The organism is Winslowiella iniecta (assembly GCF_001267535.1).
GTDB lineage: Bacteria > Pseudomonadota > Gammaproteobacteria > Enterobacterales > Enterobacteriaceae > Erwinia > Erwinia iniecta.
In genome coordinates, this window is record NZ_JRXE01000006.1 from 171667 (window position 1) to 194636 (window position 22970).

The 22970-nt window shown below is 51.3% G+C and carries 30 protein-coding genes and 1 tRNA gene; 12 read left to right on the forward strand and 19 right to left on the reverse strand.

Going from position 1 to position 22970, the window contains the following annotated elements; all coding sequences use genetic code 11:
• The 10 genes from NG42_RS22885 to NG42_RS05955 all read right to left on the reverse strand — a co-directional run.
• Positions 1 to 437, reverse strand: a 437-nt coding sequence (locus tag NG42_RS22885; protein WP_052898349.1) for a hypothetical protein, incomplete at its 3' end; no start/stop codon positions are given.
• Positions 437 to 622: an HrpT family type III secretion system protein gene (gene hrpT, locus NG42_RS05915; RefSeq protein ID WP_052898350.1), complete on the reverse strand. Its 186-nt coding sequence runs from the start codon at positions 620 to 622 to the stop codon at positions 437 to 439. The genes hrpT and NG42_RS22885, both read right to left, overlap by 1 nt.
• A gap of 11 nt (positions 623 to 633) precedes the next feature.
• Entirely contained in the window at positions 634 to 2739 is a 2106-nt protein-coding gene (sctC, locus tag NG42_RS05920) for a type III secretion system outer membrane ring subunit SctC (protein WP_156322017.1), read from the reverse strand.
• Between the two features lie 76 nt (positions 2740 to 2815).
• Positions 2816 to 3043 (reverse strand): HrpF protein, encoded by a 228-nt coding sequence (locus NG42_RS05925; protein ID WP_052898351.1) that lies wholly within the window; start codon positions 3041 to 3043, stop codon positions 2816 to 2818.
• A 76-nt stretch (positions 3044 to 3119) separates the two neighbouring features.
• Positions 3120 to 3719: a type III secretion system stator protein SctL gene (gene sctL / locus NG42_RS05930; RefSeq protein ID WP_052898352.1), complete on the reverse strand. Its 600-nt coding sequence runs from the start codon at positions 3717 to 3719 to the stop codon at positions 3120 to 3122.
• Positions 3679 to 4302 carry a hypothetical protein gene (locus NG42_RS05935; protein WP_072133176.1) on the reverse strand — a complete coding sequence of 208 codons (624 nt, stop codon included), beginning with the start codon at positions 4300 to 4302 and terminating at the stop codon, positions 3679 to 3681. Before NG42_RS05935 ends, sctL begins: the two co-directional genes overlap by 41 nt.
• A gap of 5 nt (positions 4303 to 4307) precedes the next feature.
• On the reverse strand, positions 4308 to 5096 hold the full coding sequence (gene sctJ, locus NG42_RS05940; RefSeq protein ID WP_052898353.1) for a type III secretion system inner membrane ring lipoprotein SctJ: 789 nt from the start codon (positions 5094 to 5096) through the stop codon (positions 4308 to 4310).
• Between the two features lie 5 nt (positions 5097 to 5101).
• Positions 5102 to 5479, reverse strand: a complete 378-nt coding sequence (locus NG42_RS05945; protein ID WP_052898354.1) for an EscI/YscI/HrpB family type III secretion system inner rod protein — start codon at positions 5477 to 5479, stop codon at positions 5102 to 5104.
• A gap of 63 nt (positions 5480 to 5542) precedes the next feature.
• Positions 5543 to 5782, reverse strand: coding sequence for a hypothetical protein (locus tag NG42_RS05950; RefSeq protein ID WP_052898355.1), 240 nt, complete (start codon positions 5780 to 5782; stop codon positions 5543 to 5545).
• 158 nt (positions 5783 to 5940) lie between these two features.
• Positions 5941 to 6864, reverse strand: coding sequence for a sigma 54-interacting transcriptional regulator (locus tag NG42_RS05955; protein WP_420911300.1), 924 nt, complete (start codon positions 6862 to 6864; stop codon positions 5941 to 5943).
• Positions 6865 to 7435: 571 nt separating this feature from the next.
• Between NG42_RS05955 and NG42_RS05960 the strand changes: the two genes are divergently transcribed.
• Complete coding sequence (locus NG42_RS05960; protein WP_053116357.1) at positions 7436 to 8176, forward strand: hypothetical protein; 741 nt, start codon at positions 7436 to 7438, stop codon at positions 8174 to 8176.
• A 14-nt stretch (positions 8177 to 8190) separates the two neighbouring features.
• The gene (locus tag NG42_RS05965; RefSeq protein ID WP_241488316.1) at positions 8191 to 9303 is read left to right on the forward strand and encodes a hypothetical protein; all 1113 of its coding nucleotides are present in this window, start codon (positions 8191 to 8193) and stop codon (positions 9301 to 9303) included.
• 68 nt (positions 9304 to 9371) lie between these two features.
• Here NG42_RS05965 and NG42_RS05970 read toward each other — a convergent pair whose 3' ends face one another.
• Both NG42_RS05970 and NG42_RS05975 read right to left on the reverse strand, forming a co-directional pair.
• Positions 9372 to 10301, reverse strand: coding sequence for a transglycosylase SLT domain-containing protein (locus NG42_RS05970; protein WP_052898357.1), 930 nt, complete (start codon positions 10299 to 10301; stop codon positions 9372 to 9374).
• A 159-nt stretch (positions 10302 to 10460) separates the two neighbouring features.
• Complete coding sequence (locus NG42_RS05975; RefSeq protein ID WP_052898358.1) at positions 10461 to 10970, reverse strand: YjjA family protein; 510 nt, start codon at positions 10968 to 10970, stop codon at positions 10461 to 10463.
• A gap of 254 nt (positions 10971 to 11224) precedes the next feature.
• Here NG42_RS05975 and NG42_RS05980 point away from each other — a divergent pair.
• Positions 11225 to 11309: transfer RNA gene (locus NG42_RS05980), tRNA-Leu, on the forward strand.
• Between the two features lie 656 nt (positions 11310 to 11965).
• On the forward strand, positions 11966 to 12118 hold the full coding sequence (locus tag NG42_RS22985) for a hypothetical protein (RefSeq protein ID WP_173581514.1): 153 nt from the start codon (positions 11966 to 11968) through the stop codon (positions 12116 to 12118).
• A gap of 116 nt (positions 12119 to 12234) precedes the next feature.
• Here the strand turns inward: NG42_RS22985 and NG42_RS05990 are convergent, their stop codons facing one another.
• The 6 genes from NG42_RS05990 to NG42_RS22605 all read right to left on the reverse strand — a co-directional run bounded on the left by NG42_RS05990 (position 12235) and on the right by NG42_RS22605 (position 16853).
• Positions 12235 to 13365, reverse strand: coding sequence for a beta family protein (locus NG42_RS05990; protein WP_052898360.1), 1131 nt, complete (start codon positions 13363 to 13365; stop codon positions 12235 to 12237).
• A 16-nt stretch (positions 13366 to 13381) separates the two neighbouring features.
• Positions 13382 to 14593, reverse strand: a complete 1212-nt coding sequence (locus NG42_RS05995; RefSeq protein WP_052898361.1) for an ImmA/IrrE family metallo-endopeptidase — start codon at positions 14591 to 14593, stop codon at positions 13382 to 13384.
• Positions 14593 to 14853 carry a type II toxin-antitoxin system HigB family toxin gene (locus NG42_RS06000; protein ID WP_052898362.1) on the reverse strand — a complete coding sequence of 87 codons (261 nt, stop codon included), beginning with the start codon at positions 14851 to 14853 and terminating at the stop codon, positions 14593 to 14595. The genes NG42_RS05995 and NG42_RS06000 overlap by 1 nt, the downstream gene beginning before the upstream one ends.
• Positions 14854 to 15083: 230 nt before the next feature.
• On the reverse strand, positions 15084 to 15317 hold the full coding sequence (locus tag NG42_RS06005) for a hypothetical protein (RefSeq protein ID WP_052898363.1): 234 nt from the start codon (positions 15315 to 15317) through the stop codon (positions 15084 to 15086).
• A gap of 2 nt (positions 15318 to 15319) precedes the next feature.
• Positions 15320 to 15940: a tyrosine-type recombinase/integrase gene (locus NG42_RS06010; protein ID WP_052898364.1), complete on the reverse strand. Its 621-nt coding sequence runs from the start codon at positions 15938 to 15940 to the stop codon at positions 15320 to 15322.
• Between the two features lie 760 nt (positions 15941 to 16700).
• The gene (locus NG42_RS22605; RefSeq protein WP_156322248.1) at positions 16701 to 16853 is read right to left on the reverse strand and encodes a hypothetical protein; all 153 of its coding nucleotides are present in this window, start codon (positions 16851 to 16853) and stop codon (positions 16701 to 16703) included.
• Between the two features lie 913 nt (positions 16854 to 17766).
• On the opposite strand from NG42_RS22605, the gene NG42_RS06020 reads away from it, so the two are divergent.
• The 8 genes from NG42_RS06020 (at position 17767) to NG42_RS06055 (ending at position 22595) form a co-directional block, all read left to right on the forward strand.
• Complete coding sequence (locus NG42_RS06020) at positions 17767 to 18207, forward strand: hypothetical protein (RefSeq protein WP_052898366.1); 441 nt, start codon at positions 17767 to 17769, stop codon at positions 18205 to 18207.
• Positions 18208 to 18351: 144 nt separating this feature from the next.
• Positions 18352 to 18540 (forward strand): hypothetical protein, encoded by a 189-nt coding sequence (locus NG42_RS06025; RefSeq protein ID WP_052898367.1) that lies wholly within the window; start codon positions 18352 to 18354, stop codon positions 18538 to 18540.
• The gene (locus NG42_RS06030; protein WP_156322249.1) at positions 18512 to 19276 is read left to right on the forward strand and encodes a hypothetical protein; all 765 of its coding nucleotides are present in this window, start codon (positions 18512 to 18514) and stop codon (positions 19274 to 19276) included. Before NG42_RS06025 ends, NG42_RS06030 begins: the two co-directional genes overlap by 29 nt.
• The gene (locus NG42_RS06035; protein ID WP_193787956.1) at positions 19273 to 19881 is read left to right on the forward strand and encodes a hypothetical protein; all 609 of its coding nucleotides are present in this window, start codon (positions 19273 to 19275) and stop codon (positions 19879 to 19881) included. The genes NG42_RS06030 and NG42_RS06035 overlap by 4 nt, the downstream gene beginning before the upstream one ends.
• Positions 19882 to 19986: 105 nt before the next feature.
• Positions 19987 to 20346, forward strand: a complete 360-nt coding sequence (locus NG42_RS06040) for a hypothetical protein (protein WP_052898369.1) — start codon at positions 19987 to 19989, stop codon at positions 20344 to 20346.
• 571 nt (positions 20347 to 20917) lie between these two features.
• The gene (locus tag NG42_RS06045) at positions 20918 to 21253 is read left to right on the forward strand and encodes a hypothetical protein (RefSeq protein ID WP_052898370.1); all 336 of its coding nucleotides are present in this window, start codon (positions 20918 to 20920) and stop codon (positions 21251 to 21253) included.
• A gap of 25 nt (positions 21254 to 21278) precedes the next feature.
• On the forward strand, positions 21279 to 22337 hold the full coding sequence (locus tag NG42_RS06050) for a major capsid protein (RefSeq protein ID WP_052898371.1): 1059 nt from the start codon (positions 21279 to 21281) through the stop codon (positions 22335 to 22337).
• Positions 22338 to 22397: 60 nt separating this feature from the next.
• Positions 22398 to 22595, forward strand: coding sequence for a hypothetical protein (locus tag NG42_RS06055; RefSeq protein ID WP_052898372.1), 198 nt, complete (start codon positions 22398 to 22400; stop codon positions 22593 to 22595).
• A 55-nt stretch (positions 22596 to 22650) separates the two neighbouring features.
• Here the strand turns inward: NG42_RS06055 and NG42_RS22890 are convergent.
• Positions 22651 to 22970 (reverse strand): hypothetical protein (locus NG42_RS22890; RefSeq protein WP_052898373.1); only part of this gene is annotated, 320 nt, incomplete at its 5' end.

A 22970-nucleotide genomic window follows, 5' to 3' on the forward strand; every position in this document is an offset into this window, starting at 1 on the left:
GGCGTCAGCGTGTGCCCGGCAGCGCGTGGCGGGATCGGCGGCGCGCTGCTGCTGGCTGGGCGGGTCATCTCTGCCTGGGTTTTATCACGCGCAGCGGCACGGGTAAATTGCCCGCTATTCACCATTTCATCAGTCCGGGTCGGCAGTGAGGCATTGTCCTTACTGGCTGAAGCAGAGCCTTTTTGCAGCCGCTCACGCAGGCGCGCCAGGGTGCCGCCCGGGCCTGATTTTCCGCCCTGACGGGGTGCCACACTTTGCTGTCTTAGCGGTGGAGCAGGCTGACTGCTTAATCCCTCCTGATGCAGCGAACCTCCGGCATTCTGCCGGGAACGTGCAGACATCTGGCGCAACGGAATGGTGTTATTGCCAGCCGAATTTAGCGGCTGGGCGCTGCGTGCAATGCGACCGGTCAGCGCAAGCGGGATATGAAAAGCCATCAGTAATCCACCGCCACTTGAGTGAAGTCATAGGGACCGTTACGCAGCTCTGGCTGCCACCAGATGGTCAGCTTATGCAGATCGGACTGCGGACGACAGGAGACATCATTACACCCTGCCGGAGGCCTGGCACAGGCGCTCAGTAGTGCGGCCACCAGCGCCAGCATGATTAATTTAGGAAACATTTTCGCTCTCCTTAAGGTGTCAACATGCGGCGACCGTCGCTACTGCTGGCCGGTGTGCGAGCCACTGCCGGTGCGCCGCCAGCCGATGACAGCAGCGAAACGCGTGACGGGCGCACCGTGCCGTTTGGCTCAAAGGCAACATAGATTTCCGCGGAATCGCCGGGTTTTAATTCGGATCGCGGCCAGCTGGCGACCGCCAGCGTGCGATCGCTGCGGCAGGATGACTCGTCGAAACGCTGGGTTCGACCGCTGGTGTTGGTGATCACGCCAACGGTAATCTGCACGGATTTATTGCCGTACCACTGGTGGCGGGCGAAATCGCTGTGGAATGACGACGGGATATTACACAGTGAACTGAGCGTCTGGCCGCTGCCGCCGCTGGTCATGCCTGCCGGAATCCGGTTTTGTGCCAGGTCACGCAGCGCATCTTCCACCGTGCTTTTCATATCGGTAAATTTGTGGCGACGATTAACCTCATCCATTGCATCATTCAGCTGCTGGCGCGAGTCTTCGGCGATATAGCGCGAAGGATCAACCTGATCGCCAATCAGATGCGGCGTGATAATAAACAGACGTTCGCGCTGCGAAGATTCATGACGCGTCGAGGTGAATAACTTACCGATAATCGGGATGCTGCCGAGGATCGGAATACGTCGTTCACGATCGCCACTCTCTTTGGTGTGAAAACCGCCCATCACCAGCGATCGTCTGGCTTCAACCAGTGCCTGAGTGCTGATCACACCGTTGTTGGTGCCTTCGGCCTCACCATCATCATTTTTATTCAGCTTGCCATCTTCGACATCGACGATCAGTTGAATGGAGGATTTCTGGCTGGTGGAGATTGCGCGTGGCGTAACACGCAGGCTGGTACCGGCAGTGACCGCCTGAATATCGGCGACGCGTTCACCAATGGCGCGGATAAAGGCGGTATCGCTGAAATCAATTACCGCGGGCTGATTTTCCAGCGTCAGAATCGACGGGTTAGCAATAATCGACGCGGTGCCTTCGCCTTCCATCGCTTCGATATTGGCGAAGAAGCGCTGGAAATCAGTGACAAATAAGGTACTGGATCCGGCCAGCAGATTGGTTGCGCCGCTGACATTGCCAAACTGGCCGCCGAGACTACTGGAAATCCGTTGAAGTTCACTGCGGTCGACATCCACAATCACCGCATCAATCTCAATCAGCTTTTGCGGCACATCGATAATATTAATCAGCGCCTGATAGGCGGCGCGCGTTTTCGGATCGTCGCGCACCAACAGTGCGTTATTACGCACATCGGCAGAAACTTTGCCGTCCAGTTGGCTCAACGATTTAACCTTATCGCGCCCCAGCCGTGAGGTGCCACGGTTAATCAGCTGATTCATAATGCCCTGCGACTGCTGCTGCATCTGCGCCATACTGCCGTCGTCTGCCCCCTGACTGCTGGAGAGGCCGCTGGCGCTGGCACTGTTATTCTGCCCCAGCAATTCATTCAGCATGGTCGCAACGCCCGGCACCAGCAGCTGCTGGTCACGATATTTAATATTGCGGTCAGCGACCGAGGCGTACCTGAGCGGAAATGACATCATATCTTTGCTGCTGGTATCCGGTTTCTCTTCGGACTTACGGGCGAAATCGGCAATCAGCCGCACATACTCCGGCGGCCCGGTCACCAGCACCACGCCTTCGTCCGGCAGTTCACCCCAGCCAAAACGTGGCTCCAGCAGGCCAACGCCGCGCAGCGCTTCTTTGATATCCGGTGCGGCATCCGGTGATATTTCCAGACGTTGCGAGCTTTGTGCTGACTGCGGACTGACATACAGCGTGTTGTTATACACAAACCACTGGAAACGGTATTCGAGCGACAGGCGGTTAAGAAAGGCCTGTGGACTGTCGGCGCGCAGCTTGCCGGTAATATTGCTGTCGCCGAGGGTGCCGAGATTAATCTCCACGCCAAAGCTGTTGGCAAAATCTTCAAGAATAATACTGAGCGGGGTGTTATCGGCCGAATAGGCATAAGCACCGTTTTTCCACTCGTCCGGCGCTCTGGCGCTGGCTGAACTGATGCTGAGCGTCAGCAGCGTCAGGGCCGTCACCACGCGGCATACCACAGGAAGCCATTTAAACGTCAACACGCCTCACTCCTTGTCGATCGGTAACGGCAGCGTTTCGCTGCCGTGGATAAACCCGCTGGCCATCGCCTGCGGTAACTCAGTTAATTGCATCGATAATTGCCTTGCGGATACCGAACTTAAACTGGGTGTATTGCGAGCTGGCCCAACCGGCGTTGGACATATCCTGCAATTGGTTCTGGAATGCGTACATATCGGCAACGTTATACGGCTGGCCCGTCATCTCTTTGGCAAACTGATAAGCGTCGTTATGCGTACGGGAGTACTGCGTGGATAACTGACGTTGGAGCAGATCGTTTGAACTCATGGCAAAAACTCCTCACTTTAAGGTCCACGATTAAGTGGCACGCAAAGCCCGGCAGTTCCCGACTCACGAGATTTTTTTAGTTTTGCTCTGCGACAATGGGGGCGGGAGCCAGTTGCTGACAGAGTGACGACCAGCCGATATGCAGTTCGCCCTGTCCGGTAACCAGCCGTAGCTGGTCAGCGGTCAGTTGCTCATCGCTGCTGAGCTGCCAGCTTAACTGCGGCTGCTGTGCCAGCCATGTCTCGATCGCTTCCCGTTGCCGGCCGTTACAGTACAGCGTGGCTTGCTGCTGGCGCGGATGCTGACGTAACAGCTGCTGAAGCAGGGCGCGGAAACGCTGTTCCGGAGTAAAGTCATGCAGAAGTTGCCCCATCGCCTGATTCAGCAATTGCCCGGCCAGCGTCACCAGCTGCTGCTCATCCTGTTCGCGCTGCTGCTGCCAGTCGCTGAACACTGTCTCCGCCTGTTGCCAGAACTGGTTTTCGCACTGCTCGCGCTGCTGCGCGATCGTCTGTTCAGCCTGCTGCTGCGCGGCTGCGAGAATCTGCTGTGCCTGTTGCTGCGCCGCTGCCAGAATCGCCTCAGCCTGCTGATGCCGGACGATCTGCTCAGCGCGCAGCAGCAAAGCGGGTGGCTCATTGCCGTTCAGCAGAGTGATCTTTCTGAGTGTCCACATGATTTTCGCTCGACAGAGGATGAAGGTCAGAGTGCCGCTGGCTCTGCCAGAGTGCCGCTTCCCATAACGGACGCAGGCGGCTGGCAGGAAGCAGCAGCGGAGGGTCACGGTATTGCACTACCATGGGTGGCGGAAACAGCAGTTTCAGACGCGGCCAGAGATCCGGCCACAGCGCCTGTAACAGCAGCAGGCTGTCGGCGGGCTGGCCGGTGGCATACAGCGGTGTGGGTAGCCAGCCAGCAGGGCGTAAACCTTTCGCCAGCCGCCGACACCAGATTTTCAACTGAGCATCGAGCGGGGTGACACAGCCACAGATCTCCGCCACCAGCTCAAGCAGCAACTGGCGTGCGGTCAGTGACAGGTCGGCGATCGACAGAATCAGCGGCTGTGGCTGGCCTGGCGACGCAGGCGGGATGCCCAACGCGCGCTGCCATACCGCCGCATGCTGGCGCAGGAAAAGCTGCTGTTGTGCCAGCGGCAAGCTTGCCAGCCGCTGCTGATGCCAGCCTGGATCCGCCTGTAACCAGAAATCGCGGTGCCACCAGTTAAGCCACTTCAGGGTCAGCGCGTGATCGTGTTCCATGGTAATTATTTGCCTGGCTCAGTCGCCGGACTGGCTTTATTCAGTGCCGGTTTCTTTAGCCGTTGCGTCGATCTCAGCGCCATTATCGCCACGCCCAGCAGCAGTAAAATACCGATGACCGTCGTGATGATTTTGATCAGTGAATACTGGCCCGGCGACAGCTGGAACGGCCCGAGATGCACCACCTCAACGCGATCCTGATAGCTTTTCGCCGGGACGAAGACAATCGCCAGATCGCGGTCATCACGCCCGACCAGGCCGGGAATACTGGTGGCGACCAGCCGACGGATGCGCGGTTCAATGCCGTCCGGGTCGAGGTTATCGTGGTACTTGATAAACACTGAGGCAGAGGCGGGTTGCACCGGCTCACCGGGCGCGATGCGTTCCGGCAGCACCACATGCACCCGTGCGACCACTACGCCATCGATTTGCGCCAGCGTCGACTCCACTTCCTGCGACAGCGCGTAGATATAGCGGGCACGCTCTTCCAGCGGACTGGAGATCACCCCGCTTTTCTGAAACACCTCGCCTAAATTGGTACGGGCTTTACGCGGTAAACCGGCGGCACTGAGGATATTGACCGAACGCTCAATATCCTGCTGGCTGACCAGCACGCTGACCCCCTCTTTTTCAGCCTGTTTTTGCGCTGCAATATGAAAGCGATTCAGTTCCGCGACAATATCGTTAGCATCATTTTCTGACAGGCCACTGTTCAGCAGTGTCTGATCGCCACAGCCGGACAGCAGCACCGCCAGGGTTACGGCAAACAACAGATTAAGCAGAGAAGCAGGCATGGCGGCTACTGGAGATTGCTGAGTTTATCGAGAGACTGAACGCCTTTAGAGATCACTTTGGCGTTCATCAGGCTTTCAATGTAGTAATTGGAAAGCTGGGCGTTGGCTTTAGAAAAGTCTTCCACACTGGAAGATCGTGATGCCACCGAAAGATCGCGGAAGGCATCTTTTTGCGCCCGCTGATTCGCGCTGATCGAATCAGTTATTCCGCTCAGCATACCAGCTGAAGCGGCGGCAACACTGTTATCCGGCGCTTCACCTTGCTGCATCTGGGCAGCAAACCAGTGAATATCATCCTGGCTGGTGCCGGAAGGTTCCGGATAGATCTCGACCGAAGTAACCGGCTCGGAAGTGAGGGCTGTTTTTGACTCAGTGACTTTCATCGGCATGGCTCCATGCAAAAGAAGGCGGGAGGAGCGGAGAGGTCTCCTCCCGGACCGCGACAATTAATACTGGATTTTGACCTGCGCAGCGGCGGAACCGGCCTGCGCGGCACTGTCGGCGATGCCGTTAATGCGCTGGTTTTCGGCATCCAGCGCCATTTTATCCAGCTGGTTTTTCTGCATATCGCCCTGAATTTTCTGAGCGCCGGCCATAAAACTGGCACCATCGGCAGCACCGGAGAGTTTGCTGCCTGCTGAACCTGCGTTAGTAATCAAACTCGATAACTGGCTAATTGCTGACATAAATCGTTCCTCATTAATAGAATCGGTTTTGATGATGGATGTTGCGTTTATTAAGTGGTGAGCGGCGGCAGGCAGTTCCGGCAACCGCAGATTATTTTTTTCGGGCGGGGAATAAAGGGAGCTTGCCCACCGTGAATAAGCCGGTGGGCGCAGGATCATCAGGCATCGAGTTTAAGCAGTTTAATGCGGTGATACAGGGTACGGCGCGGGATGCCGAGTTCATGCACCACATCGTCAATACGGTTGTCGTGGCGACGCAGGCAGTCGTGGATCAGGCTGCGCTCGATGCGGCGCATACGGTCTTTCAGCAGCCAGCGACCCTCTTCTTTTTTCAGTTCGCTGCACAGCGGCGGCAGTCCCAGCACAAAACGCTCGGCGGCGGCTTTCATCTCACGGATATTTCCCGGCCAGCGATGCAGCAGCAGCGCTTCATCCAGCGATGACGAGCGGGCTGGCAGCGGTTGGTTCAGCCGCAGTGCGGCTTCTTTGGTAAAACGCCGGAACATTGGAATAATCAGCTCAGGGCGTGAGCGCACCGTCGGCGTATCAATTTTTATTGTGTCCAGCCGGAAGAACAGATCGCGGCGAAAACGCCCTTGCTCCACCAGTTGTTCCAGCGGCGTCTGCGAAGCGGCGACAATCCGCAAATCGAGACCGACGCTTTTAGTGCTACCCAGCCGTTCAATGGCGCGGGTTTCCAGCACGCGCAGCAATTTAGCCTGCACGGTGAGCGGCATGCTGTCGATCTCATCAAGAAACAATAAGCCCTTATTAGCCGTTTCGATATAACCCGCGCGTGAGGTATTAGCCCCGGTATAGGCCCCGGACATCACGCCAAACAGCTCGCTTTCGGCCAGCGTTTCCGGAATCGCCGCGCAGTTAACCGGAACCATCGGGCCACGACAGCCGGAAAGTTGGTAGATGCGCCGCGCCAGCGTGTCTTTGCCGGTGCCGGTTTCACCTTGCAGCAATACATCAATTTTTAGCGGTGCAATGGTTTGCACGATTTTATGCAGGTGGCTGTGAATATCAGCCGGCTGCATCGTGGCGCTACCCGCGGCGGTCATGGCGGGCTCTGCCATGCCGTATTCGTTATCAATGTACTGCTCATTTGCAAGGCGATGGCCTGGCATTTGAGTCTTAGTAAGACCGACCATAAATTCTCCAGTGGCTCAACGTAAACGCTCGCGTTCAGGTAAATCCTGGTTGAAGCAATAGTGAAGCTACTCTGATATGACGATTGTCGTAAAAAATTACAAAACAAAAGTTAGCCTCACTCTCACCTATGGTGGCGGCATACGGCTATCAGTCGTGGATGATTGTTGTGTAAGGATAAACGGTGCTGCTGTAGGGATTTCCCTACAAAGAGAAATGTATTGCTATTTATTACAGGGAGTTAAATTGATACGGCGATGTTTTTCTTATCACTATGAAAAATTTATGACATGCAGCCGACTTCTCAATAAGCAGATAAAAATGGAACTGACGGGCAAGCTTATCCACTTACCCTGCGAGTCATAGCCTGAAAAACAGCCAGTAATGTCAGTTAAATGTAAGCAAACTGGCAGGCTGAAGCGTGCTGAGTGTAAAGGCCGCGCACGGACAATGCTCAAAAACATTCAAAACGGTTACGTTTACTCTGAGGAGCTATCCATGAAGATTCCTGGTTTAGGTGGCGGTGCATCCCACGCAGGTAAAGTTGATCTTCCTCCCGCCAACACGGCGGGCAAAGCGGGGGCTGCCCCTCCGACCACGACCACCAACGCGAAGGTCGATAACTCACCCGGTAACCCGAACGCCGGTAAAGCAGGTGGCAACCCGCTCTCTTATATTGGCAGCGGAATGAACCTTGTGGGCGGAGCCAGCTCACTGACCGGCTCAGGCGGCGGAGCGGGAAATAGCGCCGGAATCACCGGCGGCGCGGGGCAGCCAGCGTCGGCCAGCAGTGGCGGCACGCTGGCGTCAATGGCCTCGAAGCTGATGATGTTGTTAGGCCTGCAACAGTTGCTGAGCGGTGGCGCAACCTCACAGCAAAATCAGGTTCAGCAGCCGCCGCAACAGCAGGCTACCGCTGAATCGGGCAACGAGAGTGGCGGCGGCATCATCCAGCAAATGATGCAGCAAATCATGCAGATGTTGCAGCAGATGCTGGGAATCCAGCCGAAAACGGATAACACCGGCGCGGGCAGCAGCAATAATAGCGCGACGCCAACGGAAGGGGGCAATGGTTCACCGACGGAGGGCGCAGCAGCGGGCGGACTGTCGGGTATGTTGAAAAATGCGCTGATGATGATGGGGCTGAATGCGCTGATGCAAATGATCGGCGGCGCTAATCAGAACCAGACGCAGAGTAGTCAACAGCAAAGCTCATCTCAGAATCAGTCTCAGATCTGACCCGGGAGGTTTCGATGGCAATTAATCCAGGCATCGGGGGAGGATTCTCCTCCGGAAAACTGGCTGAGCTGAAAATGCCGGTCGGGATGCCGCGGCCAGAAGCATTAACTGGCCAGACGGCGCAAAAGCGCGAGAGCGCCAGCAGTATCAACTATGGCGGCGGCAGCGGGCTGAACGCCGGCAGCCTGCTCAGCGAACCTCTGGCGGACGACAGCCCGTTGACCTCGCCAGGCGGTAGCGGGCTGTTACAGGGCATGTTGATGCTGCTGGGGATGCAGTCGCTATTGCAGTCGATGGCTGGCGATAATTCATCAGGCGAGCTGTTGGAGGCCACGGCGCAGCCGGAACAGTCAGCCTCTGGCGGATCGCCGCTGACTGCTGAATCCAGCGGCGATCCGATCCGATCCAGCGAAAGGGATCTCACGGTAAAACCGACGGAAGATAACCTGAAAGGGCGACCGGCCGGTGATAACCGCAGCGCGGATGAGATCATTGATGCTAACCCGGTGTTGAAAAACCTCGGCAATCAGAAAGATATCAAACGCGATCAGCTAAAAGAGCGTTTTGGTGACTGGACGGCGGACAACAAGGACCCGAAAAGCCGCGCCGATGCTGCTTACAATATGGCCTGCGTACTGAACAGTATCAAAGGCCTGAACGGCAGCGACGGCAGTGAGCGCACGGAAATTTCAGCCAATGACAAAATTGAAGGGATCACCAAAGACGGCGATGCACGTCACGGCACTGAAGCGGGCGTGTTAAAAGACATTGCCGAACAGGGGCTGAAAATGTTGCCGGACAATAAAAATTTGCCGGAAACCAATGACACTCACGTCAGAAAAGATGGCACTAATAAGGACAACTTCCAGTGGGGAATGGGAGAAATTGGCAAGGTATTATCCAATATCCCTGTGCTGAAATCGGTGCTGGCACCCACCTTTAACAACATTGGCGAGGCGCGAAATCTCGGTGAAGTCTTCACCGGTGGTCTGAAAGGACTGGGTGAAGGGGCGCTTAGCGCTGCGCGCGGCCCGGTCGGCTGGGGAATTACAGCGGCAACCGATACCATCCAGATTGCGGCTGAAAATGCGGGTAAGGACAAAAAAGATCCGAAACCGTTCTCCTGACTGGCATCGCCAGATATTAACTTTTCCTTGTCCCTGCCGATCGCGCAGGGACTTTTTTATCTTCCTGTTTAAGCAGGTAATGTTCCGTTGCCGGAGCCGATAATATTGGCAAAATCCATCACCTTACTGACGTAGGTGGCATCGCCGGTACCGGTCTTCGAAATATCACTCAGGTCGTTCACATTAACGTTATTCGGCCCTGAGTTATACGCCCGCAACGCCGCCCCGATATCACCGCCAAAGGCAGCACTCTGCTCTTTCATATACAGTGCGCCGGCCATAATATTATCGGCGGGATTATTGGCATTGGCATTCGCGCCAGGCAGCTCGGGATTCTTGCTCTGCAAATCGGCGAAGGTATTACTGTTCACCTGCATCAGCCCGGAATCCTGCAGGCCATTGCCGCCGTTCGTCGTGGTTGCGCCTAAATTACCGCGTGACTCCTGCCAGATCTGAGCCGCCAGTACCTGAGCTGGCACACCGGTTTTATCAGCGGCATTCTGGATATCGGCTTCATAAGGTTTCAGGGCTTCAGGCAGATGCAAACCTGAGGCACCGCTGGCGAGTTGCGGACTGGCAGAGGCTCCACCGGTTGCGGCATTGGCCTCTGGCTGGACCGTTGCCTGCATCTCTGGTGGAGTTTCGCCACTGCTGGCCGTTGGGTTGCCGCCACTGACCGCGCCGTTATCGTCGCCTTGTGAGTTATTCATCATTTGCTGCAACATGGGCAGCAAACTTTGCATCAGTTGATTTATCAGTTCGGAAAGGGTTTGCGAGAGCATACTGCTGAGATTCTGCTGCATGCTGTCGAGATTATTATCCATCAGACTGGAAAAATCGGTGCCGCTGGCACCGTTTTGCCCGAAGTTGATCGCCTGAGAAGAGACGTCAGCCGTCGGCTGAAATGCTGACTGACCGGCATCTTTACCGCTCAGATCGCCAATATCCGGTGGCGGTTGAGCAGGGCTAAAAACATGACCCGACGAAATAGTATTCATAGCTGGTTATCCTCTTGCGCTGTTAACACCAGGTAACACGAGACCCTTAAAAGAATTAAGGGTGAGTTAATTAGGTGGCTGGCGTGCGCGAGGAGTTCCATTGGCTGACAGGCAAGGAAGGGCAGGAGGTGGGCGGAATCGCTCCCGCCCAGCTATCGATTACGCGATAAAGTTTTTGCCCTGCTTCAGCACCACATCACAGGCTTTAGTTTTCACCTTTTTGCCCATCTCAGTATCGCCGAGGCTCTTCAGATTCAGCTGCTGGCCATTGCCGGTATTTAACAGACCGGCCAGACCCTGCTGATAATCAGTCTGCTGGGTTTTCTGCGTCTGAGAATTCAGGCCTAACTTATCCAGCACCTGATCTTTCACTGAGGAAACATTGTTATCCACCACGTTATTCTTTACGCAGTACTCGAGGATACCGGCGGCGTTGGTCATATTATTGGCGCTCACCGCTTTATCGCCGCCGTTCAACAGGCCAGCCAGTGAGGAAAGCGACAAACCGCCCTGAGAAGCATTGCTGGTGGTATTACTGTTATTCTGCTGACCAAGCTGGGTTGCCGCGCTGTTCAGCTGATCCTGCCAGCTGGCCGCTGCGGCGCTACCGGCAACCAGCGCGGATGAGAGACTTGCCGCCAGCAACAGTCGCTGAGAAAACTTGTTCATGGGAACTCCTGTTATTTAATGCGTAAAAAACCGTTTTACGTCTGACATCAGTCACTTTCGGACTTTGCCTGAGTAGAGAAGTTCCGGCGTGGTGGATTGCGTGGTGATAAAACCGGCTGATTAAGGATTTATCTGTATGCTGCACGGGCTATGCCGCTGGTTTTTTCAGCACTCAGATCGCAACCCTGAGGATTAAGGTTGCGCAGATCTGGGGTAACGGTATAATCCACAACGTTTTCCGCGTACCTCTTCGTGCCGAAGTGGCGAAATCGGTAGACGCAGTTGATTCAAAATCAACCGTAGAAATACGTGCCGGTTCGAGTCCGGCCTTCGGCACCAATCAAGAAAAACCTCTTAGAAACAAAGAGTTAGTTAATTAACTCTGCCTTTCTTGCCTGTGTTTTTTGCTTGAATAATGTCACCAACGATTGCCGCTGTGTTTGGTAGTGGCTTTTGGGATGTTATCACGCAGCGGCAGGTAGTTTCCAGGCTCAACCCTGTACAAAACGTGAACGGTCAGCACTGACGGCTTAATTTTTTGTCGCTGGTCTATCCGTTGCGCTTTTCCTTTGAAGCCGGAAGACGCCGCCAGCGTCTCTAATCCTTTTCCCATAACCCTTGTCAATGTGGCTCGCGCTTCGTGCGGCGCTCCATGATGCAACACGTCGAGATGACGTTGCAGCGAATAAACAGGCGTAATGTTGGGAAGACTAACCGGATCGGGAAAGAATCCGGCTCTGCCACGGTTTCAGCCACCGGATCACAACGGCTACCTGATAAGAGGCCATGACAAGGCATCATCATCTCTGTGAAGGGATCATATCTACTGCGGAAGTCGCTGTGCTCCGCCTTTCTTTATGTGCCCAACACGGCACGTAATGGTCACCTATTGCCTTCGGCACCATTTGGTAGGGTATTTTGGCATCTGGATTTGTCACTGCGATTTTCTGTAGCCTGCCTTTATGGCCCAGTGGCGGGCCGAACTGGAGGCAATCATGGCGAAAAATGCAGCGGCAACCAAACGCAACAACCGTAAAATTCACGCTCGTAAGTTTCTGGCGACACCAGAGGGTCAAGCCTGGCTTGAGCGGAAGAAGGTAGAAGGAGCGGAATTGAAGATGGTGGCGGAAGCCAGGAAATTTATCTGAGTTCAGCTAATCATAAAGAAGTCGATATAGTGGCGATAAATATCTACACCATCTCTCCTGGGGCCTTTAAGACTAATAAAGAAACACGCCCAAATTAATGGGCGTGATTTTGTTTCTTAAAAGGTTGCTGTTTTTTTAGCTGCTCTCACTCTATTGAACTCAGTAATTTCTTCAACAACATAAGTTATATGGTGGTTTGTATCATGACTGACCCATTCAGTGTTACCACCCAATATCTCTTTTTTACTACATGCCAGAATGCATTCATCACCCCAACTAAACTCTGGGCCTAAATAGTGTGGGGATTTTACTAATATTTCAGATAAACCATGAAGTTGCTTGTATTCTTCGTCTTTATTTTTAGCGTAGCCACGAACGACAAAGAATTTATCTTCAATGGTATATCGGATTTTACCATTTGCATTAGGGGCTATAATGTCATCTTTTGCTTTAGGGTTTCTGATACCATAATCAGAAAAAATGAGTGGTAACTTTGAATCATCAACGAAAGATTTCCAGACGTGAATCTCCCGTCTCGTTACATAATCTGATGAGTTTTCATCTTTAACCGCTTTATTTATGAATGCGGGGAAGGAACCACCTGAAATAATAATGCACGAAAATTCATAATCGGACAGGATATTTAAAACATGCTTAACATGATCATTTAATGACTCAATTGATTTGTTTGTAATGTCATCAAAATCAAGCATTATCATAACTTCTTTGCTTGATAACCCAAGGTCCCCGATGATTTTTTCAAGAGTACCGGTGAAATAATCGACATCGTAAGAATCATCGATAATCGAAGATGAGTCAATTCTAATACAATAGTTAGTACCGTCAGGGATATTTAAGTTTTTCAATGCTATTTGATAATCTAAAATATCCCATCTGTCGAATCCAACCACAGGATGAATAATCGCGCCGCTTTTGGATAATTCTTTGTGAAGATAACTCAGTATATGCTCACCAGTTTCAATGTAACTGTCGGGTTTCCATTGCGTGATGTCAAAGAAAAAGGCATTAGATTGACATGAAGAAACGAGTTTTTTTGCCGTTCTTTGCAGGTGATCCGTTAAAGGCTGTGTTGATTCCACGAGCCATTTAGGTTCTTTTTGTTTTCTTACTAAAATAGGAATTTCGAAAAATGGTGCTATTTTTTCAGAGTATGCAGCCTTCAGTTTTTTTAAAGCGGTGAATTCACCTTTTTTTGCTTTGAGAATAGGTACATATGTAGGGTACATAATAACTCTCCTGCGTTTAGTTATCGAAGGCCGGAACCAATAGTGCTTTTACTTCACCTTGACCAATCAGATCATTGAAAATTCTATAATTTCCGCTTTCACGCCGTATCCGACCTGCAATAATCGCAGGTGTAATTTTTAGCTCTCTTGAGAGGCTATCAATTGCCTCTTTAGATGGGGATGAATAAGCCTGGCTTCGCTTCCATGTTGACCTGGGTATAAATGCTTCCCGGGCAAGCCGATTTGCTTCTGACTCCTGTCTATCATCTGTGTTTGAGTCGATGTCATCTAAGAAAATCTCATTAGAATCAATGTGTTTCCATATGTGGGCGACTTCATGCAACAAAGTAAACCAAAAGTTATCTAAACGATCATATCGTAAGCTCAAGCCAATGATCGGCAACCCGTCAACGTCTTTTAACGCTGCACCATCAATCCTTGTTCCCTTTAGACATGGCTCAATCACTATCGCAATGCCATGTTTTTCAAGGAACTCAATTGCTAATAAAGGGCCTTTTTCGAACCAACTTAATTGAGCAAGATCACGCATAAAGCTGGCCGATAAGACATCTGGATTGAAGATACCTAAGGCATTTTTGCGTTTACGTGCTTGTTGCACCACTCTGCTGACCCATGCAAACAGCGCATACTTTGTTGCAGGTGAATAAGCATCGCCAGAAAGCGTCCGTTTGAACGAAACACTGCTACTTGCCTGCCAACCCACTTGATCAATGAAGCTCTTTATAATTTCTTCGGTATTTTTCTTCGTTCTATCAACTATATCTGGAAGCCAACCTCTGTTTATCATTTCCTTAACTGGAAATTTAGACCAGTCAATATGATCGTCAGAAGAATGCTCATTCACTGCATTTATTCCAACTAACGTATCTGTGGAAATACCCAGCCCTATAGAAAGTGCTTTGATCATAGACACAGTCAAAGGTCTTTTGCGTGCAAGTATTTCCGAAACTCTGCTCCTTGTTCCCAGATAGGGTACAAGATCGACCTGCTTTAGACCTTTCTCATGCATTCTGAAAAGAATGGCATCGATAGGATCTGGAAGTTCGATTGGATACTTGGAGTTCTCATATGCTTCAACGATAGTTATTAACAACTCCAAGTCTTCATGCGCCTTGGAATGAATAGGGGGCATTTCCAACATTAAGGAGTGAATTTCCTTCAAATACTCCTGATGCTGTTGCTCTGTTTTTATTACTTTGATATCCATTACATTACCTTTGTTGAGGTAATAAGCACCAGTAACATGTTGAAATCAATGATGGTTTCAACAGCGATGTTGCTACCATCAACTTTGAATATGAAAGAGCGTCCATCAACACTGGAGGCGTTTGGAAACTGGTTCATAACATCATGGACTGATTTCCAAACCACTGAATCTAACTCCGCTGCCCATGCATTGATCCAAACAATGCAGGCTGGTGTGGTTTTTTTTAACTCATCCAGATGATTTCTTCCGCACAATCTCATAATTTGTTCCTAATATGGGAACATCATAGTGTTCTCTGTTTGCTGTGTCAATGTGTTCCCAAAAATGGAACGCAAGAAATTTCAGTGGTTACATTTTACCCCGTTACAGTAATTATTTTCATGAATTCAATCAACAGAATAGCCATTTTAGCTTTTTTGGGATCGTAACGTCTCATGCTGATCAAACCTGCAAATCAGCCATCAATCGATTGATTTTTCTACATGCTTCGTCAACCTGAATCCGCTGTATCGAAAGTTTTCACGCTTGGGCAGTGTTTACTCCCCGTCACATAGCTGAATGAGTAAATGGAATTCTCGTAGCGACAAAGTGTTTTGCCGTTTGCTGTCTCCTCCTGTTCAGTGAGTTGCATCGTGATGCGTCCGGCGTGTGCTGGCTGGCAGGCCAGCAGGCCCAACACTGTTAAAACGGTTGCTGAAACTGCTTTTGCTATATGCTTTTTCATCGTTACCATTCTTCCCCGAGTGAAAATTCTTCCGATATCGTGTCCGCAGTCTCCTGCGTGAACCCGATGTAAAACAGTGTAGAAGCTGGGCTGGAGTGGCCCAGCAGGTTGCTGATCTGTTCCAGAGGTAGGCCACTTTCAAACAGGATGCGGCCCTTGCTCTTGCGTGGTGTATGACTTCCCACATCCTGGAAACCTGCACGGCGTCCGCACTTGCCGTACTCCGTCAGCACTGCGTTGTGTGAAACTGGCTGGCCCTTCGACCTCAGATCGGACAGGCTGAATATGTATTCACCGAAGTTTGGGCGGTCTGCTGCCTCTTCCCGTCGAGCCTGCACGATAGAGCGCATAGCCGGAGTAATGGCTATCTTTAACGGCTTCGGCTTCACTGGCGTACCGTCTACCCCCTTGCGCGTCTTCTTCTGCTGAATGATGAGAAGATGCGTTTTGCCCTCCGCGAACTGATCCCAAGTCAGTTTAACCACGTCTGAGAAACGTAACGCGCTCTCGAACTGCATCGCCCAGAGGCAGCGAAAGAGGTTGGTTCTTTTGTTCTTCGCCAGCTCCGCGCTAACCGCCTTCACCTCATCGGCAGACTTGAGCGCAACCATTGCATTACCCATTACATTATCCTTGCCGCCGTGCGGCTTCCAATCGTTCAATGGATTTATTTTTGATCAAAAACAGTGTGTTGCAAAGTTCTTTAATTTATTTGTCGCACAAAATGATCAATTGATGAGAGCGGATTGTACGCCACGTGAATGCAAGGCACGTATGCCCCGCCGCCGGGGAGACTAACCAACATGGGGTAGTGCCGTAGCTTGGCAGGTAGGGAAAAATCCTTCGTTCGCTATGTCTGATCGGTTAGGCGGGGCTGATAGCTCCCTGGGAAAACGGCAGGATCTTTTGCAAATATCTTAGTGGCTGAGTCATCGAGTACCGCCCGTGTCCCGAGCATCAGCCCAACAAAGTGAATAAACCTTGCCTGATCCTGCATAAATGCTGCATAGAAAGAACGTCCGATGGCGCTTTCAGAATTGTTTACGTATTTTCAACAAGTTGGAGAGTGGAGAATAACACTCTTCGCTTTCAACGCTTCTTGCACCTTCCCTCAGCGCGGGCGTGATTGCTCACATCATGACGCCAGGCGCTGGCGATGTGTCTTGGTTCCCAGCCCTGGTCTTTGCCTCATCCGACAACATTTCCGGTGTCCTCCCTCCCACCATCCGACAAGTTCCCCTATGCTTCACCAGAAGCACGCCACGACGTTTTCCCAGAATAGGTAACATCACGAAGACCGTGCTCGCGAGCACCTTTATCAGAGGCTCCCAGAGGCCTGGAAATTGAACGATTTTTTGATGCTTTTTGAGAATGAAGTGGTTTTTATTTTTTTTCAGCGAAATGGGGCGTAGTGAACGAACCCGGTTTAGCACCACGATGAACAGGCAAGCCTGCAATATCGGCAGACAAATTTAACGAACCCGCACCAGCCTTGGCGCTCAGAGCTGAATACTCTGGATCTTTGATCACTTCCACGCACGTTGGAGATATTCCCTAAGCCAGATCTAACCCCGGGCTGGTCGAATTAACGCGTATTTATCGGCTATTTACTGGCATTTATTTTGAGAAAGGATCCGACGGCACATTCTGCGTAGGTTTCTGCACTACCAGTGGATGCCGTTTTGACTTGTCGGTGGTTCTGACCTGCCGGATTCAAGTGTTGCTTGGGTGGGACAGTATAGTGTCTCAGGTTGGTAGGGACAGCATAGTGTCCCTGGGGGGAGACAGTATAGTGTCCCAGGAGGGGGGCAGTATGGTGTCCCTCAAATAGATCTCTAAATAAACCAAGAACTAAATCATTCTTTAATAGACCTTAAACCTTATGCGTTCCTCCCTGGCCGTGAGGAACTTACACAGGGTCAACAACCAACACCTTTTTAGATTGCCATTGTGATGGCTATCGTTCTTTCTGACCTTGGTCAGTCGCTACGCTCAACGCTTCGCGATATGCATCGCCCATACGGTGACTCGTTACCCTGTTCTGACCGAACAGGCTCGCCACCTTTTGGGCAGCAAGGGCGACAGCCCGCGCAGTAATTTGGAAACTGTCACGAAATCGTAGATTGAGAGTCGATGAGGGCAGCGGGGAAAGCAATTACCGTACCAGTCATGCGGAAACCAGCCAAATCCTTCACAGGAAGCACGGAGAGCGCTCAACGCATATCGGGTAATTCGATGTAGTGCCTCAGCCTCAGAACGCAGTACAGTGCGATACTGCGCTTATTGACAATGAGCATGAATGAGATTAAATTGACTAATTACATTATCTATTTCTTTATTATTTAAGTCACTTTTTATGTTGAAAACTTTGTGATTTAAGGTAAACTGTATATCGTAGGTTGGGAATTGTCCCGGCCTGTACTGACAACTCAACCTTACAGGGGAATCAATGGCAAAACCTGCACTGCTGGATTTTTCCAGCGCTACAGCAACAGAAATCGCATGGGCCGTACTTAACGGCGTCACCTCATATCAGAATCTCCGTGCCTTCCGGTCACGCGCTGGGGGAACCGCAAAAGCGGATAAACTTTATCCCCAGACACGCGAAGCGATGCAAATCATCACTGCCGAAAAGAATAAGGCCCGTGACCGTCGAGCAATCAAGGATCTCCTGCGCCCGTTCTCACAGAGTTATGGCAACGGTGCAACGCTGACCGAGATTTTAGCTCCGGTGCTCAAAGGCTACCGCCAGATGTACCTTGATAAATTGGGCCTCGACCTCACCCATGAGCAAATCATCATGCTGCTAATCGCGACTGGCGCTGTAGAACAGCTCGAAAAATCTGGATACCACGTCATCGGCGACTTCCCGACCGCTACAACCGAATGATCTTACCAGGCGCAACGCCGAGCTAACCAAATCGCCCAAAAAGGGCAGACCACATCAAATGCAGGCCATAAAGGCCGCCGAATCCTGATCGCCACCGCGATAGCAGGATCGATTTTCCATATCTGACGAACAGGAGGCCTGAAAATGAATATCTCATTCCCGGATGAGACGTACCGAACGTTGCTGAAAGAAGCGAACCGTCGCGATATGCCTATGGCGAAAATGTGCAGCGAATTGCTTCAAAAAGCGGCAAAGATCATCAATAAAACGAAATCAGATAACCAAATAGATAACCAGCGAGGAAATGATGGGCGAAGAGAATACAGAAACTAACGACGAATCCGAGGTAAGCGGAAAATTTGCCATAATCCCAAACGAGATCCTTGGGATACTGGGTAAAAATGTGCGTACTCCTGCTGGGACGGTTGAGAAGATCGATGGTGATGATTTGGTTTGGTGGGGCTTCTTCTTCACCTTTCGTTACCAGGGGATGAAGTGCTATCAGAACCGAAACACAATTTCAGACCGCTTTGACTGCGATGTGAAAACGGTGACACGACGTACTGCCCGACTCGAACGTTTGGGATTACTGACTATCGAACAGCGCAAAGGCACCAGCTCAGTTTATACCGCTGCATCTGTAGAGGGGTTTCTTGCAATGAAAACCCGCGAGAAAGTCACCCCCAAAATTGAGGGGATTAAAGGCGATGGCAAATTCGATGAAGATGTTACACCGCAGGCAGAACAGGCATCATCCGCTGATCAGGGTGTTAACTTGGCCGCTGGCACTCCCCCGGTTGTTGCTGGACAGCGCGATCGCGTGGCATCTAACGACGACAGTGGCGGCAATGATGATCATCATGCCGTGAACCCGAAACAGACAGCAAACCGGGTAATGGCCCCACTCGATGATCTTCGCTACTGGTCAGATATTGGCTATGAGGGCATGGACGACTACGGCGTAATGTGGGGTGTATCAGGCGATGACCTTGATAATCTGATTCGTGAACACCTCAAAATAAGAGAAGCGGAAGCAGAAAAAAACTTTAAATCGCAGAGGGCACATTGATTGAGAAAGTCACGGCGCTGACCGCCACCCAGAACGAACCAGAAAAGATTGACCCAGAAGAACAACTCCCAGACCAACCCGACCCAGAATTACCTGACCTGGCCCGCCTATATAAACGGCGTTGCCGTGATGGCGATATCATGCAGAAGTGCAAGCACCTTTTAATCGCTGGAATGCTTCCTGGCAAGGTCGCGCTACTGCTTCGTCTGCCGCTGGAAAAGGTGCAAAACCTCTACGACAACAGCTATAACACGCGTTGCCGTCGCTTTGCCAAAACCAATGCGTATACCAACGCCAGGTTAGCACTGACCTCATTCAATGAGGGTGCAATGCTCGCGGAGATTTGCGCCGTGCTCGGGCTACCTCTTTTCACTATTGTTAGAATGCTTCGGGACAATAACGTTTCTGAATCCGCTATCAATGCACGTATGCCGCCAGCAGATGATCCGCTCTGCGTGGAGTACCGCATAGTGCTTGAACGGAAAGCAGCATCCAAATTCAAACCGATACAGCTACATTCGAACCGCTGCAAGCTGCATCCAACAACGGCAGCAATAACACAACAAACATCGATCCAGCAGGCGAGCCAGAAAGCAACAGCCTGATAGTTCCAGCATTGAATATACTCGAAATTCTATCTTACCTGCCCATCACCTTGATGGCGTATCGCTGCGTCCGTGATGGGCTGGCCCTGTACAGGAACCATAAGAATGAAAACAACATTGCAAAAAGTCAGAGACGGCATTGCCGCCGCGCTTCTGGGGAAAACTCCCGAACAATTGGCGGACGAACAGCGCCGGGACGCAGTAAAAAACGCCGTTGATGAATATCTGATCCGTCATCCGGGCTGGAAACCATCACAGCAACCAGCGCCAGCAGTCTCGCCAGTTGCCAATACCAAACAAAAGGCTATACGTATCATGAAGACGCTGGGAGCAGGGGCAGGAGGTTTTACTCCGCACGAAATAGATCCTGAAATGCTTCGCCTGGCGAGGGAGAAATGCCGCCAGGTAGTCGCTGAGAATCCCAAGCGATATTCTCATATTATAGAATCAGCACCGCTACGGTGACTGAGAGGGGTAATATGCTGGGTGGATACAGCCACACTTGATTCACAAAATAATAAATATATCAACACATTTGTTGTGAAATTTGACGATTTATGGTAAAATAATAACTAAGGGTGATTAATTAATTCGAAAGAGTCTACTGCGTACTACTGCCCATTGTCGCATTTAACCTCCTCTCAAGCGCTGGCCTCCGATATGCTTTGCACGAGCCTCATCGCTTCCCAGCGCCGCTTATTCATTCAGCCGGGCAACAACCCCGCTGAACACTAAATAATTCTGCCGTGGTATTAGCCTGCCGCGATGGGATTTGCCATAAGCCCCGGCTCTCCTCCGGGCCATCTCGCCATGATGTGAACTGGCACGAGCGCACGGCGTAGGGATTCAGAGGTCTCCCGCCGTTGCCGCTCCCTTATTCTCTCTCAGAAAAATAACAATGCTTCTGCTTTGTCCTCCGGGGCGGTATCTCCTACCGCCTGGTTTTTTCTGACACCTATAACCCGTTATTTTTGATGATATGGCCCAAAAGCCAACGGCCTAAAGGCCAACAAACAACTTTATGGAGTGACAATTTATGCTCATGTACGAAGAAGACTATTCCCCGCAGGATGTGATCGCGTATCGCGATGATCCGGTGTTCTCACACAAATCCCATATGTTCGCCACTCTGGCTGTAGATACCGTGCCGGGCACCCTAATGACCTCAGAGGGCGAAGCATACACCAGCGGTAGCGATGTTCTGATCGCACTGGATAGCCACAAGGCTGGCGCTAACGTCCCAGTAATTGTGGTTGATCGTGGCTGCGTCCTGAAACGTAACGGCCTCCGCGCTGCGTCCCCAGCGGCTCTGGCTGCTGCAATTACCGTGATTGAAACAGACGGTAAAAACCGCGTTTCAGTTTCTGAATAATAATAACGATAAGGAAATCATAAAGATGACTATTTCTACCTCTGGATTTAAGGTCAACTATTACAGCGGCGCGTATCAGGAACGCTTCGGGGATAACTTCCTGTTGCAGTCACTGGACATTTTCAAAGATAAGACAAGCCCACTGCCAAAAGTGGAGCTGGACGAACTCCACGAGAATATGCAATCCGTTGCTGCCAGTGTTAACCGCTACTCTACCGAAGTTGACGTGACCGAACGTCCACGCAGCAAAAATCGCCTGATCGAAATTCCCCATTTTGTAACGACTGGGAATATTGGCGCTGAATCATTTCAATCACGCCGCCGTACCGGGACTCAACGTCAAACAGACATTGGCGAGTTAGTTTCCGATGAGGGCATCCGCCAGTATCTGAAATTCCGGGCGACTAAAGAAGCCTATCTGGCACGCGCCCTGTTCGCTGGTCAGGTGTTGGCACCGTACACCCAGGATCGTCCTGTGCTGGATTTTGAAGAGGAGTTCGGCCGGGAAGTTGCAACCGCAACCGTGGACGCCACCAAAACAGGTAACGGCCCGTTAGAGGATCTGGATACCGCAGCAAACGCGATGCGTTTTGCTCTGGGTGGATGGCTTAGTTCCATGCGTGGTGTGGTTGTTCTGTGTTCCCCAGAGGCATATAAAGCGATCAAATTTCATCAGTCGATGCTGACCCTGGTTAATCATGGTGTGCTGCCGGATAGCAACCTGTTCAATGCAAGTGTTAAAGCGAGCCTGCCAGCGTTTCAGGCGATGACTGTTGACGGCCTGACCTTCATTAACACTGGTCTGCTGTACCGTGAGTTCATCCCGGCTGGGCAAGCGTTTATGGTTCCGGTATTCGGTGCTAACAATCTGGTTGGTAGCGATCTGCAACCTTTTGAATGCTATCACGGCCCGGCATCTCGTGATGCTCGCCTGGCGGCGGAAGGGGCGGAAAGTTTATTTTTCCAGTACGGCTGGGAAGACCATCTACACAATCAGACCATTCAATCAGAATATGGCCTACTACCTATCTGCTACAACCAGAGCATGATCACCAAGCTGACGGTTAACACCGCCGAAGCGTAATCAGGCGAGGTAAAGATTTGGGCGGTGATTGCCGCCCTCTTTGTTTGGAGAGGTAAATATATGCAATTGAAAATTCTGGGTGTAGGTAACGCACCGCTGCTGTCTGTTAAGGTTAAGACGCTGGACGATGCCGGGTTGCTGAACGTGTCAGCGCTCGCCAGAAAGCTGGGCGTACACCGAAGTACCTTTTTATCACGCGTGGCGACGCATGGCCTTGAAGCTGCGATCTTGTACTACGCGACACTACAAAAATTTTAAGAGGTAAGTTAAAGCCGGACGGGCAACGTCCGGCCTTTTTTATGACTATGAAAATTTACTCATCATCTTCATTTTCAAATTCAATTTCTTCGCCATCAAAGCGACCGTCTCGAGAAATGTAGATCGAAAATCGCTTAAACTTCTCGAAAAACTCGGCAACACCGATTGGGACAGTTATACGGCGTAAACCTTCGCCACCATCGCTAATGAAGGCATTAACATGTGCAAAATTAGGTGCGGAGTAGAAACTAATTCCCACTACTATTTCATGACCTGCTAACTTCCCTATATTGCGTAAATAATCACTGAAATCATCCTGATCGGCATCATCAGCGGCGGCTGTTCCCTTCCAATCATTATATTGTGTGGACTGAC